This window comes from Paraburkholderia sp. MM5496-R1, assembly GCF_050436205.1.
Classification (GTDB): domain Bacteria; phylum Pseudomonadota; class Gammaproteobacteria; order Burkholderiales; family Burkholderiaceae; genus Paraburkholderia; species Paraburkholderia tuberum.
In genome coordinates, this window is the sequence record NZ_JBNDLT010000003.1 from 289,090 (window position 1) to 306,146 (window position 17,057).

Sequence of the window (17,057 nt, forward strand, 5' to 3'; positions counted from 1 at the left end):
CGGACCACACTCCGACGGGGCGCACATCACGCTCCAGGATACGGTTAACGAGCGCAAGGAGACAAAAAATGGCAACAATCGAAAAAGGTGTAGCAGCGCCCTCGCAGCAGCAGATTTTCAAGGTTGCGCTGGCCAGCATCATCGGGTCGGTCATCGAGCAGTACGACTTCCTCGTCACGGGGATTATCGCCGCCACCGTCTGGGGCGAGATCTTCTTCAAGCTGCCCAATCTCGCCGCCATCGCGGCCGCGATCGGCGTGTACGGATTGGGCATCGTGATCCGCCCCGTAGGCGCGTTCATCTTCGGGAACATCGCCGATCGCAAAGGCCGCAGGGACGCGATGGTCTATGCGCTGTTGCTGATGGGCGTGAGCACGCTTTTAATCGGACTGACGCCGACTTACGACAGCATCGGCGCCGCCGCCCCCATCCTCCTGATCCTGTTCCGCCTGGTGCAGGGCATCAGCTTCGGCGCCGAATTCGGCACCGCTGCGACGTGGGTCGTCGAGCAGGCGGCGAAGTCCAAGCGTCGCGCGTTCTGGGGAGCCTGGGTCGGATTCGCGATCCCGCTTGGCCTCCTCCTCGGCTTCGGCTCGGTCATCCTGGTCAAGTCGCTGATGTCGCCCGAGCAGTTCACCGCCTGGGGCTGGCGGATCTTCTTTTATGTCGGCTTCGCGGTGGCGATCGTCGGCATCGTGATCCGGACCCGCACCATGGACAGCTTCGTGTTCGAGCGCTTCAAGCATGGCGCCGAAACGCTCAAAAGTCCGGCCGCTCGCGTGTGGAAGGAAATGCCGCTACGCATCTTGCGCACGTCGCTCGTGAACGCGATGTTCGGCGGCGCGTTCTTCCTGAGCTTCGTGTTCGGCACGAGCTACATGAAAGCGGTCGGCTTCGCCGGAACACTCGCGGAAACGATCGGCCTCATCGCTGCCGCTTCGATGCTAGTGTTCATGATCATCGGCTCGCTGCTCGCGGACGTCATCAACCGACGCACGATCCTGCTGATCTCGGCCGTGGTCTTCCTCGTGTGGGCGATCCCCTATTTCTACCTGATCAACACCGGCAACTTCTGGCTCGCGGTGCTCGCCGAGGTGATCGGCTTCGGCTTCGTGTTCGGCTTCGGATATGGCGCGATCCCGACCTTCTATACCGAGAACTTCCCGACGCGCTTCCGCGCGTCGGGCGCGAGCGCCGCCTATCAGGTGTCGCAGGTCTACGGCGGGGGGCTCATTCCGATCATCGCCGGCCTGATCCTGCATGCGTACGGGATCCATCGAGCCTATATTTATATCGGTCTCTTCGTGATGGTCTACGCCGTGGCGGCAATCCTGGCGATCCTCGCGACGCCGGAAACCAAGGGCGTCGATCTCGAATTCTGATTCGGCAAGGAGCAACGCGATGTCGTCTGCCTCGCTCGCCCTGACCCGCACCCTGTGGAATGCGCTCGGCGGCCAGGCCGACGATGTCGACCGACTCGCCTTTCGCGGCACCGGCAGTCTGCCGTCGGCGTTCGCAGTCACCGACTTCGCCGCCGCGTCGGTCGCCGCCGCGGCGCTCGCAGTCGACGAACTGCTCGCGCATGCGCATCCGCACGCCGCGCGCTCGCTCTCGGACGAGCCCACTTCATCCCCCTTTCAGACCCGCCAACCCGCGGCTGTCGAAGTCGACCGGCGGCTTGCCTCGTTCTGGTTTGCGACGTCGCTGCGCCCGGACGGTTGGCAGGTTCCCCCGTTGCGCGATCCATTGACGGGCGACTACCCGACCCGCGATGGCTGGATCCGCCTGCATGCTAACGCGGCTCATCACCGGGCGGCCGTGCGTCGCACGCTCGGCGCGGTCGCCGACCGCCACGCGGCCGCCGCAGCCGTCGCGACATGGGAAGGCGCCGACCTCGAACAGGCGATCATCGATGCAGGCGGTTGTGCCGCGCAGATGCGCGACGCCGACGCGTGGCGTACGCATCCACAAGGCAGCGCGGTAGCGGCCGAACCGGTCGTCGCGTACGACAAGGGGCCAACTGGCACCGTGCCCGGCTGGCCCATCGAGCTCAAGCGACCGCTTGACGGCGTGCGCGTGCTCGACGTGACGCGCGTGCTCGCCGGGCCGACGGCTACGCGCTTTCTTGCGGGCCTGGGCGCGACGGTCTTGCGCATCGATCCCCCGGACTGGGACGAGCCCGGCGCCGTGCCGGACGTCACGCTCGGCAAGCGCTGCGCCCGGCTCGACTTGAAAACGTTATCCGGACATACGACGTTTGCTGGGCTACTGGCGGACGCCGATGTGCTCGTGCACGGCCTGCGCCCGGGCGCGCTCGACCGGCTCGGCTTTGACGCGGCCACGCGCGAGCGCCTCGCGCGCGGGCTCGTAGACGTCAGCCTCGATGCTTACGGCTGGAGCGGACCTTGGGGGATGCGTCGCGGCTTCGATAGCCTGGTGCAGATGAGCAGCGGCATCGCCGACGCGGGAATGCGCTGGCGCGCATCCGCCTCGCCCGTCCCGCTACCGGTGCAGGCGCTGGACCACGCCACCGGCTATCTGGTGGCGGCCGCGGTGCTGCGCGGCCTGAAGCGCCGGCTCGAGCACGGCATCGCGACGCGCGCGCGACTCTCGCTCGCCCAGACCGCAAGACTGCTCATCGACTTCAACGCACCGTGGGACGACACCTCGCTCGCCTCGGAATCCGCAGCCGACGCGAGCGCGGCGATCGAATCGACTCCATGGGGGCCGGCTCGCCGCATTGCGGCGCCGTGGCGGATCGCCGGCGTCGACGTGCACTGGGATTTGCCGGCTAGCGCACTAGGCAGCGCGCCCCCATGCTGGCCCTGAAGTCTTGCGCATGCGCTGCCGATGAACTGTCGTAGGGATCCATTCGTTAAGCCTCGCGGCTCCCATCCTTATCGACGAGGCGGCGGCGCACGAGCTCCGGATGGCCGGCGCAATACAACCCGGCTGCGGCGGACAGCCTGGCTAAGTGGCACAGGGCCGCCGATTGCCGGCGTTTGCGCTTAAACTTCCTGCGTGGCGCAGATAATTGATAAGACAGGACCGCATTCCATACGGTGGGCACATTCCATACGGTGGGTACAGTGGCATCTTTGAGGCCGAGCTTTGCGAGATTGAATTGGCCTTCGCTAATGCCATGCATCAACTCAATGCCGGCCAGAGTGATCGCGGCGTTCCTGAAACGCTTGAAGCCGAGCATGGCATTGGTCCGGGACTTGATGTGGCGATGGTCCTGTTCGATCAGATTGTTGAGATACCTTGAGACCGACACAGTAGAAGACGCAGTCGCTGCTCTTGTTGCCCTGACGCAATTTGGCGTCGGATCTTATCGACGCGCATCATAAGTCTCGCCACGCGTCAGATGGCACAAAAGCCCCCATAAGAAGGCGCCAGACGCTGAGATATCGGCATGCATGCGCGACGCCAACTGCTATTCTTCAGACACGGCGACTCACGCGTCTCCGGTCGGCTCCGCGGGTCGTTGGCGGCCATTCCGCATGCATGCGGAAAGGGGGCTGTATGTCACGTCCGGAACGACCTCGGTCCGCGGGACGCGCACGGAATCGACAGCACTCGCGCGGACACCTCTGGCTCGCTATCGGCATTTCGCTGACGGGACTCTGCCTGACACCCGTGGCGTTCGCGGCGGGCAGCCTGCCGCAGGGCGGCCATTACGTCGCTGGCACTGGCACGATAGCGGGCGCGGGCAACAGCCTCGTGATCACGCAACCCGGTTCGACACGCGGTGTGATCGACTGGAACAGCTTCTCGATCGGCAGGCACAACAGCGTCACGTTCGCCAACGGCACGGGCGCAACCCTGAACCGGGTGACGGGTGGCTCGCTCTCAGCGATCCTCGGCATGCTCAGTGCCACGGGCAGTGTCTACGTGATCAATCCGCAAGGCATCGTCGTGGGTCGATCCGGCGTGGTGGCGACGGGCGGACGCTTCGTTGCATCCACGCTGGACACATGCGACTGCGCGTTCATGAACGGCGGCGCGCTTACCCTGTCGGGCAACTCGGCCGCAGTAGTCGTGAATCTCGGGAAGATCAGCTCCAGTGGCGGCGACGTGTTCCTGCTCGCCCGGACCGTGATCAACGCGGGAACTGTCAATGCGCCTGAGGGCACGGCGGAATTCGCGGCCGGATCGAAGGTGCTGCTGCAGGACTCGTCGAGCGGCCAACAGGTATTCGTCCAGGCGGGCAGCGCGGGCAATGTGATTGATTCGGGTATCACGCGCGCCGCGCAGATCAGCCTGCAAGCCGCGGACGGCAACGTGTACGCGCTCGCGGGCGGCGGCGCGCGCATCCGTGCGACGGGCACGGCGACCCGCGACGGCCACGTGTGGCTCGTGGCGGACGACGGCATGGTGTCGCAACAAGGCGCGATCGTGGCGAAGAACGCTGACGGCAGCGGAGGCACGGTTGATACCGAGGCAGCGCAACTGTCGTTCCAGCGGGGCGCCGCCGTGTACGCCGGTCGATGGAACATCGCGACGCCAGCGCTCACCGTGGACGCCTCAGTCGCGCGTGCGCTCGAGCGCAGCCTGAATGCGGGCAGCACGGTCGACCTGACGACCATCGGCGCCAATGGTGCGGCCGGAGACCTGCTGATCGCATCCGATATCGACTGGCACGGTGCGTCGGCGCTGACGCTCGCGGCTTACCATAACGTCGCGCTTTCGTCGGGCACGAAGATCCGCGACACGGGTTCTGGTGACCTCACGCTGCGCGCGGACGCGACGGGCATCGATAACGGCGGCAGCGTGACGAACGGCGGCACGATCGACTGGTCGAAAAGCACCGGGACGGTCAGCGCGCTGTACGACATGAACGGCACCTACGCACCGGGGACGCTGCTTGCCAACACGGCCTGGACGGCACCGTCCGACAGCGGACTGATCACTCAGATTACCGGCTACCGGCTCGTCAATTCGCTCGCGGATCTGGAAAATATATCGCTCGATCTTGCCGGCGACTATGCGCTCGGCAAGGACATCGACATCAGCACGCCAAGCTACGGCGCAGGTCTTTATGTACCGATCGGAACAGGCGCCGCGCCGTTCGCTGGACAGTTCGACGGCATGGGCCAAACGATCTCGAATCTGAATGCGAGGCAGAGTGTTCCCGCCACAAGCGATCCGGCGAATCCCGCGGCAGCGAGTGGTCTGTTCGGTGTGATCGGCGCGACGGCCGTCGTTCGCAACGTCAGCGTAAATGGCTTCGTAAGCATCAGCGGCTATGGCTCCTTTGGCGTCCTGGCCGGCGTCAACGACGGCCTGATCGTGCATGCCCAGACGAGTGGCAGCCTTTCGCTGTCTAACCCTTTCGTCTCGATCGATTCGATGAGCGGCGGCCTGGTGGGCTCGAATTACGGCACGATCACACGCTCGTCCAGCGACGCGTCGATGGTGAGCGAGGGCGTGTTGGGCGGCCTCGTCGGATACAACTTCAGCACCGGCGTGATCCGGCAGTCGTACGAAGCGCAAAGCCCGGACATCCCGCCACCGTTTGGGCCGGGCACCGTGAATGCCTTTGCTCACACTCAAGGCGCCGGCGGTCTGGTAGGCACGAACGACGGTCTGATTACGCAGTCATATGCGACCGGGACCGTTACGTTCACGCCCGACTACTGCGGTGGCGGCGGCGGCGAGCCCTGCTTTGGCTCGGGGAGCGCCGCGCTCGTTCAAAGCAACACCGGCACGATCGAGCAATCCTTCGCGACGGGCAACGTCGTCCAGGAAATTATCCCAGGCTTGGGGCCGCCCGCGCTCGGTGTTGCGACCAGCAATACCGGCACGATCGCCAACGACGTGTTCTGGGACACGCAGACAACCGGAGCCACGGTCGGCGTGGGCACGGGTACCCCCGTGCCGATCGCGAATGGACTCACCACCGCGCAGATGAGCGTGCCATCGAGCTTCGGCCCGACGTTCGACTTCAGTTCAACCGGCGTCTGGGCATTGCCGGCCGGCGCGACCCATCCCGTACTGCGTTGGCAACTCGATCCTTGAGGGGGCCGATTACTCCGACGCGGCTCTCGGTTGCCGTGGTATCGCCAGTGCGCGGAACCGGTTTCCTGAATGGCCAGATCCCGCTTGGCAACGGACGACTGCAAATCCAAGGTCGGATGTCTCGTTGGGGTCGGGAGTGCGAGTTCGCTGATGCGGGAAGCTGACGTCCGGCTGCGCGCCCACCGTCGCATCGACTACCGCCTACTGGCTGGTCAGCGCGGAGAATGCGGACGGCGCGATCCGGCGGCCCGAGCTCGCCGATTTCAAACGTTGGCTCGTCGACGAGGCGGCGGCCTTCGACGCGCATGCGGACGCGGCGGCGGACGACGACGTAGCAGCGCATAGGTGAGCCACACTCACCTGTCGTCGACATCTTTTCCTTTGCCGGCTGCGCGGCGGGCTGCGACGATGGTGGCCAAAGAGGAGCCGCCATGTCGACGACCCATAGCAAGCAACCCGCCCTCGCTCCCGCGACGACCGTCACCACGACGCTCGTGATCGTCGCCGGTGCGCTGATCCTGAGCGCCGCGATGGGCAGCCGCCAGACCTTCGGCCTGTTCATCGGCCCGTTCTCGTTCGACCGTGGTCTGCCGGTCCCGCTGATCGCTTTCGCGATCGCGCTGCACAACCTCGTGTGGGGCTTCGCGCAGCCGCTCGCGGGCGCGGCCGCGGATCGCTATGGCTCGGCGCCGGTCGTCGCGTTCGGCGCTTCGATATTCGCGGCCGGCCTCGCGCTGTCGGCGGTCGCCCCGAGCGGTGCGCTGCTGGTGACCTGACCGGCATGGGATTGCTGGTCGGCATCGGCGTGAGCTGCACGACCTTCGGCGTGGTGTTGCCAGGGGTCGGCCGCGTTGCGTCGCCGGAGAAGCGCAGCGTCGCGATGGGGCTCGTCAGCGCGGGCGGCTCTGCCGGACAGGTGCTGATGGTGCCGCTCGTACAAGGCATCCGGCTGCATTCGGGCATCGCGACATCGCTATTCGTGCTCGCTTTCGCCATGCTGCTGATCGCGCCGCTCGGCATCGTGCTCGACTGGCGTGCGCCGATCCACGCGACGGCTCAGGCGCGGTTCGAGGACGCGCCCGCGGCGCCGCTGCGCGAGGTTCTGTCACAAGCGATGCGCCATCGCGGCTACCGCTTGCTGACGCTCGGCTTCTTCACCTGCGGCTTTCAGCTCGCGTTCATCGCGACGCATCTGCCCGAGTATCTGACGCTGTGTCATATGCCGATCGGACTGGGCGCCACCGCGCTTGCGCTGATCGGCCTGTTCAACATGGCGGGCAGTTGGGCATGTGGTTGGCTCGGCGGCCGGTTCCGCCAACATCATGTGCTCGGCTGGCTTTATCTGATTCGCAGCGCGACGATCGCCGCGTTCTTCGCGCTGCCGAAAAGCGCTGTGTCCGTGGTGATTTTCGCGGCGGTGATGGGCCTCACGTGGCTCGGCACCGTACCGCTGACGAGCGGGCTAGTCGCCAAGGTGTTCGGCACGCGTCACCTCGGCAGCCTGTTCGGCGTGTGCTTTCTGAGCCATCAGATCGGCTCGTTTCTCGGCGCGTGGCTCGGTGGTCTTATGTTCGATCTGACGGGCTCGTACTCACTGCTATGGGTAGCGACGGTCGCGGCGGGATTGATCGCGGCACTGCTGCATTTCCCGATCGACGACACCGTGGTGATGACGCCCGCGCGGCGTTCATCTCGCCCCGCGCAGGCGTGATGCGAATTGCCGATAGAGATGCTGAAGCGATTCCAGTCGAGGCTACTTTTTCGGTGCATCCGCCGCGGCTTTCGGCACACGCCCCATCAGATAGAACTCGTCGTTCGGACGCATCGAGATCACGTTGGCCATCCGGTTCGACAGCCCGAAAAACGCGGTGATTGCCGCGATGTCCCAGATGTCTTCATCGGTGAAGCCGTGGCCGCGCAGTGTCTGGAAGTCTTCTTCGTCGACCGTGCCCGACGCGCGGCACACCTTCAGCGCGAAATCGAGCATCGCCTTCTGGCGGTCCGTGATGTCGGCCTTGCGGTGATTGACCGCGACCTGATCGGCGAGCAGCGGCGCTTTTTCGTAGATGCGCAGAATCGCGCCGTGGGCGACCACGCAGTAAAGACAATCGTTGACCGCGCTCGTCGCGACCACGATCATCTCCCGCTCGCCTTTCGTTAGACCGCCCTCTTTCAGCATCAACGCATCGTGATAAGCGAAGAACGCGCGGAATTCGTCGGGCCGATGCGCGAGCGTCAGAAACACGTTCGGCACGAAACCCGCTTTCTCCTGCACTTCGAGAATGCGGGCACTGATGTCTTCGGGCCACTCGCTCGGCTCGGGCACCGGGTAGCGGCTGATGGGCTGAAGCGTGGCCATGCGCTGTCTCCGTGATCTCTGTCGGGGTATGCCGACCATTGTAGCAACGCGATTTCGCGCTCGCCCGCGCTTCACCAGGTCCGCTCGATCACGTCCCACATTGCCGCCCGTATCGTCTAGACTTTCAGCTCGGCATGCGTGAAGCCGCCCGGCACGGCGGCGACGAAAGGAGCGACCATGTCAAACGTTACACACGACGCGCGGGCCCCGGTGGTCAAGCTGCGGCCCGAACGGGAAATCGCGACGATGCAGCGGCTGCCCTATTTCGTCGGCATTTCGGCGGGCACCGCGGGCAGCACCGGGCTGTCGATGTACATGGTCGTGGTCCCGCCGGGCGGCCATGCGGAGCCGCACTTTCACGCCGACTACGAGACGGCGATCTATATGCTCGAAGGCAAGATCGAGACGCGCTACGGCCCGGGCTTGCGCGAGTCGGTCATCACCGAGCCGGGCGACTTCCTGTTCATTCCGCCGGGCGTGCCGCATCAGCCGTTCAATCTCGACGCGAACGCCCCGGCGCGCGCGATCGTCGCGCGCAATCACGCGGACGAGCATGAGCGCGTGGTGCCCTATGATCCGTCCGAGGATGCGTGAGGCAACGGGCCTCTTCCCGGACCGCCTCGCCTGAAGCGAGGCAAATCATGCTTCTCAAACCGGTTTGATCCACTTGCCGCGCGGCGCATGCATGCCGCGCCGCGTCGTGCGCCGCGCCCATTCGTCGGTCGCGCGCGATTTCGTCGGCGTTCTTTCACATCGCCGACTCGCCACCTGTGCTAAAGCCGACCAGAACCGCCGCGAAGATCGCCGTACGTCTTGCGGAGTGAATGAACAGTAGACGAAACACGCGGCATCACGCTCGATGCCGCTTTGCCAAAATCTAAAAATAAATTGACGGCATTTTTAGCTCGTATATCCTAGCTAGTGGGAGATCTTGTGGGCGGCGCGGCGAATTAAGCTACTACCGTCCAGTACCGTTTCTTCTCGATCAACCCGTGTCCTGTTTCTTCAATATCCGCTGTGGATTCGAAACAGGCCGTTCAATGCCCTCAACTACGCCAGTCGAGTGTCATCGTGAGAGTCCGAGGCCCTTTGGTGAATTGGAATCGCAGTCAGGCGCGTTGTACTTGCGCTGACGGCGCCAGCGCCGACGGCAGCAACGGCAGCCTTGCGTTTCGCCGCTTTCTGTCCGTCATCACAGTCCTGTCGCGTCGTTCCGTTCGACGCCGCAACGTCCTCTCCGCGCGCGCGTTCATCGCGGTGCGCACAGACGAAGTCGCTTCGCTGCTGCCGTAGCGCCTCTCCTCTTTCATCTCTTTTCGCTGCTCGATTCGTCCGTTTGCTCGCGTTTTCGCGAGCTGGCTGCTTGCGTCCGCGCGGCACTGACTGATCACCGCGCATCGCGACGGATTCAATCGAGCCGCTTCTAATCGGGTAAGCGCTGCGCGTTATTGCGCGGATTCGCTTTGGCGTCGACTCGCCTTCGCGTTTTCCCACCTCGCCGCGCGATATTTCGCGCCTTCGGCGACGCGTGTCGCCCGCGCATGAATACACGAAACCCTGCACACATGACCCAGATCGCGGACCAAAACAGAGAGAACAATCATGCATGACATCGACGAATTTCTGAAAAAGCATCATGTCACCGAAATCGAAGCAATTATTCCGGACATGGCCGGCATCGCGCGCGGCAAGATCATTCCGCGCAGCAAGTTCGAATCGGGCGAATCGATGCGTCTGCCGCAGGCGGTGATGATCCAGACCGTCACCGGCGACTATCCGCAAAGCGATTCGCTGACCGGCGTCACCGATCCCGACATGGTGTGCGTACCCGACGCGAGCACGATCCGGATGATTCCGTGGGCAGTCGACCCGACCGCGCAGGTGATTCACGATTGCGTGCATTTCGACGGCACGCCGGTCGAAATCTCGCCGCGCTGCGTGCTGCGGCGCGTGCTCGATCTATATAAGGCGCGCGGCTGGAAACCGGTGATCGCGCCGGAGCTCGAGTTCTATCTGGTCGACATGAACCGCGATCCCGATCTGCCGTTGCAACCGCCCGTCGGACGTACGGGTCGCGCGGAAACCGGACGCCAGGCGTATTCGATCGAAGCGGTCAACGAATTCGACCCGTTGTTCGAAGACATCTACGAGTACTGCGACGTGCAGGAACTCGAAGTCGATACGCTGATACACGAAGTCGGCGCCGCGCAGATGGAAATCAACTTCATGCACGGCGATCCGCTCAAGCTCGCGGACAGTGTGTTTCTCTTCAAGCGCACCGTGCGCGAAGCGGCGTTGCGTCACAAGATGTACGCGACTTTCATGGCGAAGCCGATGGAAGGTGAGCCGGGCTCGGCGATGCACATGCATCAAAGCCTCGTCGATATGGAAACCGGCCGCAACCTCTTCACCGCCGCCGACGGCGAGCCGACCTCGCTGTTCACCGGCTATATCGCCGGCTTGCAGAAATACACGCCGGCGCTGATGCCGATCTTCGCGCCGTACATCAATTCGTACCGGCGTCTGTCGCGTTTCATGGCCGCGCCGATCAATGTCGCGTGGGGTTATGACAATCGCACGGTCGGCTTCCGGGTTCCGCATTCCGCGCCAGTCGCGCGCCGCATCGAGAACCGGATTCCGGGTGTCGATTGCAATCCGTATCTGGCGATTGCCGCGACCTTGGCGGCGGGTTATCTGGGCATTACGCAGCGGCTCGCCGCGACCGAACCGCTGGCGAGCGACGGCTATGCCCTGCCCTATCAATTACCGCGCAATCTCGAAGAAGGCTTGACGTCGATGAGCGCGTGCGAACCGATTGCCGAAGTACTCGGCGAGCAGTTCGTCCGCGCGTATCTCGCGTTGAAAGAGACCGAATACGAAGCGTTTTTCCGCGTGATCAGTTCGTGGGAACGCCGGCATTTGCTGCTGCACGTTTGAGTGCTGCGGGCCAATCGGTCAATGAGAACCTTGAAAAGACGGAGGGCAGTATGAGCTATAAGAATGAAGACGTAATGTATGCGCAAAAGGAAACGTCGCAGCATGGCGGCACGAAAGACGCGCCGACCTCGCAAGCCACATCTCGCAGCACCGCCGAATACCGCGCGCTCGATGCCGCGCATCACATCCACCCATTCTCGGATATGGGCTCGCTCAATCGCGCGGGTTCTCGCGTGATCGTCAAGGCGCAAGGCGTGTACCTGTGGGACTCGGAGGGCAACAAGATCATCGACGGCATGGCGGGACTGTGGTGCGTGAACGTCGGCTACGGCCGCCAGGAACTGGCCGACGCCGCATTCCGGCAGATGCGGGAACTGCCGTACTACAACACGTTCTTCAAGACGACGCATCCGCCCGTGATTGAACTGTCTGCCCTGCTCGCCGAACTGACGCCCGCGCCATTCAATCACTTCTTCTACTGCAACAGCGGCTCGGAAGGCAACGACACCGTGCTGCGCATCGTCCATCAATACTGGGCGACGCAACGACAGCCCGCGAGGAAGTTCGTCATCGCGCGCAAAAACGCTTATCACGGGTCGACGATCGCGGGCGGCACGCTCGGCGGCATGGCTTATATGCATGAGCAGATGCCATCGAAAGTCGAGAACATCGTACATATCGATCAGCCCTATTTCTTCGGCGAAGCGGCAAGCGATCAGACGGCGGAAGAATTCGCACTGGCTCGCGCGCGGCAGCTCGAAGCGAAGATTCTCGAACTCGGTGCGGACAATGTCGCCGCATTTATCGGTGAGCCTTTCCAGGGAGCGGGCGGCGTGATTTTTCCGGCTGAGACGTATTGGCCGGAAATCGAGCGCATTTGCCGCAAGTACGACGTGCTGCTCGTCGCGGACGAAGTGATCGGCGGCTTCGGCCGAACCGGCGAATGGTTCGCGCATCAGCACTTCGGCTTCGAGCCGGACCTGATCACGCTCGCGAAGGGACTGACGAGCGGTTACGTGCCGATGGGGGCTGTCGGTCTACATGATCGCGTCGCCCGCGCACTGATCGACAACGGTGACTTCAATCATGGCCTCACCTACTCCGGGCATCCGGTCGCGGCGGCCGTCGCGCTTGCGAATCTGAAACTGCTGCGCGACGAGAGGATCGTGGAGCGCGTCAAAGTAGATACGGGTCCGTACTTTCAGAAGAAGCTGCGTGAGACGTTCGCCGGTCATCCTATCGTTGGCGAGATCAGCGGCGCGGGCCTCGTGGCGGGCGTGCAACTCGCCGAGAAGCCGCTCGAGCGCAAGCGCTTCGCGAATGGCGGCGATGTCGGTACGATCTGCCGCGACTTCTGCTTCAACGGCAATCTGATCATGCGCGCGAGCGGCGACCGGATGCTGCTGTCGCCGCCGCTCGTGGTCAGCCGGCCGGAAATCGACGAAATCGTCTCGAAGGCAGAAGCGGCGATCGATGCGACCGCGCGGCAGGTGGGCATCCGATAGCACTGCATGGTTGCGATTCAGTTTCCCTCAGCCCTCGAGTGCCCGCACAGCCTTCAAATCGCCGGTCAGCCGCAGGATCGCACCAATCATCTGCCCCCCGTGACCGCCGCCGGAACGCGCTGCGGTCCTACTTTACGTTGTACCGGTCGCGCGAGCGTTCCAGGTTATGGTCAGAGAGGCCACCAGCCCTTACCGCCGTTGCCTGCATCATGGTCCGGGTGCGACCCGTCATGATGCCCGTGCGTGTCGGCGTCCCGGTCGAAGTCGAAAAGATCGAACAGGTCGCCGATCGCGGGCGCATTGACCGGGCGACTTCGTTCCGTCGAGCACCCCTCGTTGATCTGTTCGACGGCCGCCTGGCCGTCAGCCGTCGTCCGACGCGAGGAAATGCCACGCCTTCTCCTTGCGCGTCTCCATGACCTTGCCCCTGTTTGGCGAATCCCTTAACCGAGGAAATTACGCAGCCTCGCCTTGCTGGGCTGCGAACCAGTTTTTCTCGAATGTCATGGGACTGACGTAGTCGAGTGTCGAGTGTAACCGGCGTGCATTGTAAAAGCCCAGCCAGTCAATCACCTCATCCATTGCGGCACGCCGCGTGGCGAAGTGCCGGCCATGCATGCGTGCTACCTTCAGCGAACCCCACAGACTTTCGGTCGGCGCGTTATCCCAGCAATCGCCGCGTCGGCTCATCGACGAACTCATGCCATAGGCCTTCAACGTGTCCTGGAACAGGCCGCTGCAATACTGGCTACCCCGGTCGCTGTGCACGATTACGCCGGCTTCCGGGTGGCGCCGGAACCACGCCATACGCAGTGCGTCCGTGACCAGCTCAGCCTTCATGTGCGGCTGCATCGACCAGCCCACCACCTGCCGGCTGAACAGGTCGATGATGACCGCGAGGTACACCCACCCCTCGGCTGTCGCCAGATAGGTGATATCGCTCGTCCAGACCTGGTTCGGTGCAGTGGCGGTGAAATTGCGCTCCAGCAGATTCGGCGCCACCGGCAAATCGTGGTTCGAGTTCGTCGTTGCGATGTACTTGCGCTTGTGGCGAGCGCGAATGCCATGCTGCGCCATCAGCTTGCGAACCCGCTCCTTGCCCACGCGCACGCCACGCGCGAGCAGTTCCTTCCACATGCGCGGCCAGCCGTACTCGCCCTTGACCTGCGCGTGAATCGCCTTGATGTTTGCGAGCAGTGCATCGTCGCTCACGCGGCTTCGGTGCGGCCTGCCCTGCGCGGCGAGTTGCCGGCGCTGATGATATCCGCTGGGGCTGACCTCCAGCACTTCGCACAGCACCGAGACCGGCCAGTGGCGTCGATTGCGCTCAATGAATGCGTACTTCACATCGATTCCCTGGCGAAGTACGCAGCGGCTTTTTTTAAAATATCTCGCTCCATCTTCAGGCGAGCTACCTCCGCACGCAGCCGGGCCAGCTCCATCTGTTCCGGGCTTACTGGCCTTGTCCCAGCTCCCGCCAGCTTGCCTTCCCGCTCAGCCTTCACCCAGTTGTACAGCGTCTGTTCAACCACACCCAGTGTCGCCGCCACTGCTGCCATGCTTTGCCCGGCCTTGACCAGTCGCACCGCTTCCAGCTTGAATTCGAGCGTGTACTGTGCCCGCTTTGCCTTGCCTGTCATCGTTCTTCTCCTTGCGTGAGTTTACCTGCTCAGCAAGGGATTCGTTTTTCGGGGGCAAGCTCACCAACCCGTAGCGCCACGCGTGATGACCATTGCTCGCACACCGCAATAGCGTCGGGATAAAAACATTGCAAGCGTATGACAGCGGGCGCGGTTGTTTATCGACGTGTAGCACCGTATGCTTGGATACGTCGCTTTCCGATCGTCAACTTCGAGAAGGTCATTCAGTCATGAACGAATACTGCATGTTCAAGGGAAAACTGCTGCGCGCGGCGCCTTTCAAAGATTCGTATATAGGCAGTCCGCACTATGTGATCACGGTGACTGGCAACGACAACACGCCATTCAACATCGTCGTCAATTCGGCGTCGACGCAACCGGGCGCAAGCGGTACCGACGACGTGTACTTCTATGCCGATCTGAACTTCGCCGATCCACTCACCGCGAAACTGCAGCCCCTGAACCTCGGCCTCTACACGAGCGGCTTTCCACGGCTCGATTACTTCCAGGACAGCAGCCTGCTCGACATTCACCGCATGCGGCCGGTCCCCTACGAGGATCAAAACGGCAACCGCGCCGACGTCAACGACATCATCGACGAAATCCTCACCATCGACGAAAGCAAGCCGTCGCAAAGTCTGCCCTACGACAAGGGCAGCGGCCAGTTGCACAACCGCGATTTCTGGACACCGACCACCGCGGGCATCGTGGTCTACGGGTTCGGCTTTCTGTTTCTGCCGAAGAAGGACGGTCTTCACGAGACTCACATGAATCAGGGCAATCCGCGCGGCCCGCATTACAACGAAAACGGCGCGTTCCAGGACGGCGCGGTGATCGTGCAGCGCGCCGATGGGTTTGCCGCGATGTTTACCGCGTTTCAGACACAGTATTTGCCGACCAATGCGGCCGGCGATCCGGCGGCGAATGCAGTGGCGTTGCCCGTTTATATTCAGCGAGGTTGATAGCGTCGCTCGTGCATTGGGCAAGTGGAAACCGCCGCGATGCGCGAGAAACAGGTTCTTGCAAAGGGGAAAATCAGATCGCGCGCAAAAGTCCCTCGCGATACGAACGCACCGCGAGAGACGTCGCGTCGATCAGCGCGCGCTCGCGGCGCCGCGACGCGGAATATGCCGCTGCACCACCGCCAGCGCGATCAGCACGATGACCATTGCGATACCGAGCATCAGCAGATAGCCCGAAGCGCCACCGGCCGTGATCACCGCGGCACCGGCGAATGCGCTCAGAATCGCGCCGACGCGGCCGAACGCGAGTGCCGACGCGGTGCCCGTCGCCCGCACGCTGGTCGGATAGACGTATGCGCACAGCGCGTACATCGTCGATTGCACCGCATTGACGAACAGACCGTGCAAGCCGAGACCGACGATCATCAACGCCGTATGCTGCGTCGCGCTGACGCCGAGCAGCATCCATGCACTCGCGACGCCGCCCGCGCAGCACAGCAGCAGCGGCCAGCGCGAGCCGTAGCGCCCGATCGCCAGCGCGCACAGCACCGCGCCGATTACGCCGCCGAGGTTGTACGCGCTCAGGCCATAGCCCGCGAGCGACACGCTCAAGCCCTCACTCGTCAGCATCGACGGCAGCCAGCTGAACGCCGCATACACCGCGAGCAGGCACATGAAGAACGCGCCCCAGATCGCGACGGCGTCGCGCGAACGGCCATCGCGGAACAGCGCGGCAAAGCCGACGTGTTTCTCAGCGCTTTGTTCGCGCACATCGGTGAAGCTCGCATCGGCCGACACGTCGCGCGCCATGCGCCGCAGCAGCTTCACGAGTTCGGGCCAGCGATGCGGACGGCGTGCCAGAAAACGCGGCGATTCCGGCAGCGCCGCGAGCAGGACGAGGGCGAGCATGAGCGGCAGCACACCACCCGCTACGAACAGACCGCGCCAGCCATAAACCGGCAGCATCCGGCCGGCGAACAATCCGGCGACCATACCGCCCAGCGGCACGCACAGAATGGTCGCCGTCACCGCGAAGGTACGAAAACGCGCGGGCGTGCACTCGGCGGTCAGCGTCGTCGATGTCGGCAGCGCGCCGCCGATGCCGAGCCCCGCGATAAAGCGCAGCGCCGCAATGGCCGCGACGTTCGGCGCGAGACTGATCGCGCAGGTCGCCAGGCCGAACACGAACACGCTGCCGATCACGGCCCAGCGGCGGCCGAAGCGATCGGCGAACAGCCCCGCGAACGCGCTGCCGATACCCATGCCGACCAGCCCCGACGCAACCACCGGCGCAAATGCGTTGCGCGTGATGCCCCACTCCTTGGCCAGCATCGGAATCGCGAAGCCGATCAGCTGGCTGTCGAAGCCGTCGACGACGATCGACAGCGCCGCGAGCACCACCGCGATTTTCTGCAGCAACGTGTAGGGGCCGTCGTCGAGTGCATGACCGATGTCGACCGTGTTGCCGCCGCGCGCGATGCCGGCGAGCGCCGCGTCGTCGCGCGCGGTCGCGGTCGAGGCCGCGGCCGAAGCGGGAGGAACGAAACTCATGAACCTGTCTCCGTTGTTTGCGCTGCACGCGCGTTGTTCGATTTTTTTTGCTGTCGGCAGGACGGTGCGACGCGATGGCCCG

General features: G+C 63.7%; 11 protein-coding genes and 3 pseudogenes. 10 read left to right on the plus strand and 4 right to left on the minus strand.

The window, feature by feature from the left end; all coding sequences use genetic code 11:
* Positions 1 to 68 precede the first annotated feature (68 nt).
* Together OKW38_RS27515 and OKW38_RS27520 are read left to right on the plus strand one after the other, a co-directional pair.
* Positions 69 to 1,382, plus strand: a complete 1,314-nt coding sequence (locus OKW38_RS27515) for an MFS transporter (RefSeq protein WP_429364090.1) — start codon at positions 69 to 71, stop codon at positions 1,380 to 1,382.
* Positions 1,383 to 1,401: 19 nt separating this feature from the next.
* Positions 1,402 to 2,829, plus strand: a complete 1,428-nt coding sequence (locus tag OKW38_RS27520) for a CoA transferase (RefSeq protein WP_429364092.1) — start codon at positions 1,402 to 1,404, stop codon at positions 2,827 to 2,829.
* A 292-nt stretch (positions 2,830 to 3,121) separates the two neighbouring features.
* Here the strand turns inward: OKW38_RS27520 and OKW38_RS27525 are convergent.
* A pseudogene (locus tag OKW38_RS27525) lies at positions 3,122 to 3,271 on the minus strand (DDE-type integrase/transposase/recombinase); the annotation flags it as partial.
* Positions 3,272 to 3,525: 254 nt separating this feature from the next.
* Between OKW38_RS27525 and OKW38_RS27530 the strand changes: the two are divergent.
* The 3 genes and pseudogenes from OKW38_RS27530 (at position 3,526) to OKW38_RS27540 (ending at position 7,732) form a co-directional block, all read left to right on the plus strand.
* Positions 3,526 to 6,021 (plus strand): filamentous hemagglutinin N-terminal domain-containing protein, encoded by a 2,496-nt coding sequence (locus OKW38_RS27530; RefSeq protein ID WP_429364094.1) that lies wholly within the window; start codon positions 3,526 to 3,528, stop codon positions 6,019 to 6,021.
* 154 nt (positions 6,022 to 6,175) lie between these two features.
* Positions 6,176 to 6,370, plus strand: a pseudogene (locus OKW38_RS27535) (transcriptional regulator); the annotation flags it as partial.
* Between the two features lie 82 nt (positions 6,371 to 6,452).
* A pseudogene (locus tag OKW38_RS27540) lies at positions 6,453 to 7,732 on the plus strand (MFS transporter).
* Between the two features lie 42 nt (positions 7,733 to 7,774).
* Here the strand turns inward: OKW38_RS27540 and OKW38_RS27545 are convergent.
* The gene (locus OKW38_RS27545) at positions 7,775 to 8,380 is read right to left on the minus strand and encodes a peroxidase-related enzyme (protein ID WP_090806810.1); all 606 of its coding nucleotides are present in this window, start codon (positions 8,378 to 8,380) and stop codon (positions 7,775 to 7,777) included.
* A 177-nt stretch (positions 8,381 to 8,557) separates the two neighbouring features.
* On the opposite strand from OKW38_RS27545, the gene OKW38_RS27550 reads away from it, so the two are divergent.
* From OKW38_RS27550 to OKW38_RS27565, 4 genes are all read left to right on the plus strand, one after another.
* A complete protein-coding gene (locus OKW38_RS27550; RefSeq protein ID WP_429333593.1) occupies positions 8,558 to 8,974 on the plus strand; it encodes a cupin domain-containing protein in 417 nt (138 codons plus the stop codon).
* A 477-nt stretch (positions 8,975 to 9,451) separates the two neighbouring features.
* A complete protein-coding gene (locus tag OKW38_RS27555; protein WP_026226309.1) occupies positions 9,452 to 9,673 on the plus strand; it encodes a hypothetical protein in 222 nt (73 codons plus the stop codon).
* Positions 9,674 to 9,982: 309 nt separating this feature from the next.
* Positions 9,983 to 11,317, plus strand: a complete 1,335-nt coding sequence (locus tag OKW38_RS27560) for a glutamine synthetase family protein (protein WP_187610714.1) — start codon at positions 9,983 to 9,985, stop codon at positions 11,315 to 11,317.
* Between the two features lie 50 nt (positions 11,318 to 11,367).
* Positions 11,368 to 12,822: an aspartate aminotransferase family protein gene (locus tag OKW38_RS27565; protein WP_429364096.1), complete on the plus strand. Its 1,455-nt coding sequence runs from the start codon at positions 11,368 to 11,370 to the stop codon at positions 12,820 to 12,822.
* A 456-nt stretch (positions 12,823 to 13,278) separates the two neighbouring features.
* On the opposite strand, the gene OKW38_RS27570 is transcribed toward OKW38_RS27565, so the two are convergent.
* Positions 13,279 to 14,462, minus strand: a protein-coding gene (locus tag OKW38_RS27570) for an IS3 family transposase (RefSeq protein WP_429361858.1) whose coding sequence is annotated in 2 segments (ribosomal slippage) — positions 13,279 to 14,192 and positions 14,192 to 14,462 — 1,185 coding nt in all. Because the reading frame shifts where the segments join, the coding sequence is not laid out codon by codon here.
* Positions 14,463 to 14,692: 230 nt separating this feature from the next.
* Between OKW38_RS27570 and OKW38_RS27575 the strand changes: the two genes are divergently transcribed.
* Complete coding sequence (locus OKW38_RS27575; protein WP_429364097.1) at positions 14,693 to 15,424, plus strand: DUF2278 family protein; 732 nt, start codon at positions 14,693 to 14,695, stop codon at positions 15,422 to 15,424.
* A gap of 132 nt (positions 15,425 to 15,556) precedes the next feature.
* Here the strand turns inward: OKW38_RS27575 and OKW38_RS27580 are convergent, their stop codons facing one another.
* Positions 15,557 to 16,975: an MFS transporter gene (locus OKW38_RS27580; RefSeq protein ID WP_429333589.1), complete on the minus strand. Its 1,419-nt coding sequence runs from the start codon at positions 16,973 to 16,975 to the stop codon at positions 15,557 to 15,559.
* Positions 16,976 to 17,057 lie beyond the last annotated feature (82 nt).

What these genes read in the sequence shown, in the direction of transcription:
- OKW38_RS27515 (WP_429364090.1), top strand. Translation starts at nt 69, where the DNA reads ATGGCAACAATCGAAAAAGGTGTAGCAGCGCCCTCGCAGCAGCAGATT.
- OKW38_RS27520 (WP_429364092.1), top strand. Translation starts at nt 1,402, where the DNA reads ATGTCGTCTGCCTCGCTCGCCCTGACCCGCACCCTGTGGAATGCGCTC.
- OKW38_RS27530 (WP_429364094.1), top strand. Translation starts at nt 3,526, where the DNA reads ATGTCACGTCCGGAACGACCTCGGTCCGCGGGACGCGCACGGAATCGA.
- OKW38_RS27545 (WP_090806810.1), bottom strand. Translation starts at nt 8,380, where the DNA reads ATGGCCACGCTTCAGCCCATCAGCCGCTACCCGGTGCCCGAGCCGAGC.
- OKW38_RS27550 (WP_429333593.1), top strand. Translation starts at nt 8,558, where the DNA reads ATGTCAAACGTTACACACGACGCGCGGGCCCCGGTGGTCAAGCTGCGG.
- OKW38_RS27560 (WP_187610714.1), top strand. Translation starts at nt 9,983, where the DNA reads ATGCATGACATCGACGAATTTCTGAAAAAGCATCATGTCACCGAAATC.
- OKW38_RS27565 (WP_429364096.1), top strand. Translation starts at nt 11,368, where the DNA reads ATGAGCTATAAGAATGAAGACGTAATGTATGCGCAAAAGGAAACGTCG.
- OKW38_RS27575 (WP_429364097.1), top strand. Translation starts at nt 14,693, where the DNA reads ATGAACGAATACTGCATGTTCAAGGGAAAACTGCTGCGCGCGGCGCCT.
- OKW38_RS27580 (WP_429333589.1), bottom strand. Translation starts at nt 16,975, where the DNA reads ATGAGTTTCGTTCCTCCCGCTTCGGCCGCGGCCTCGACCGCGACCGCG.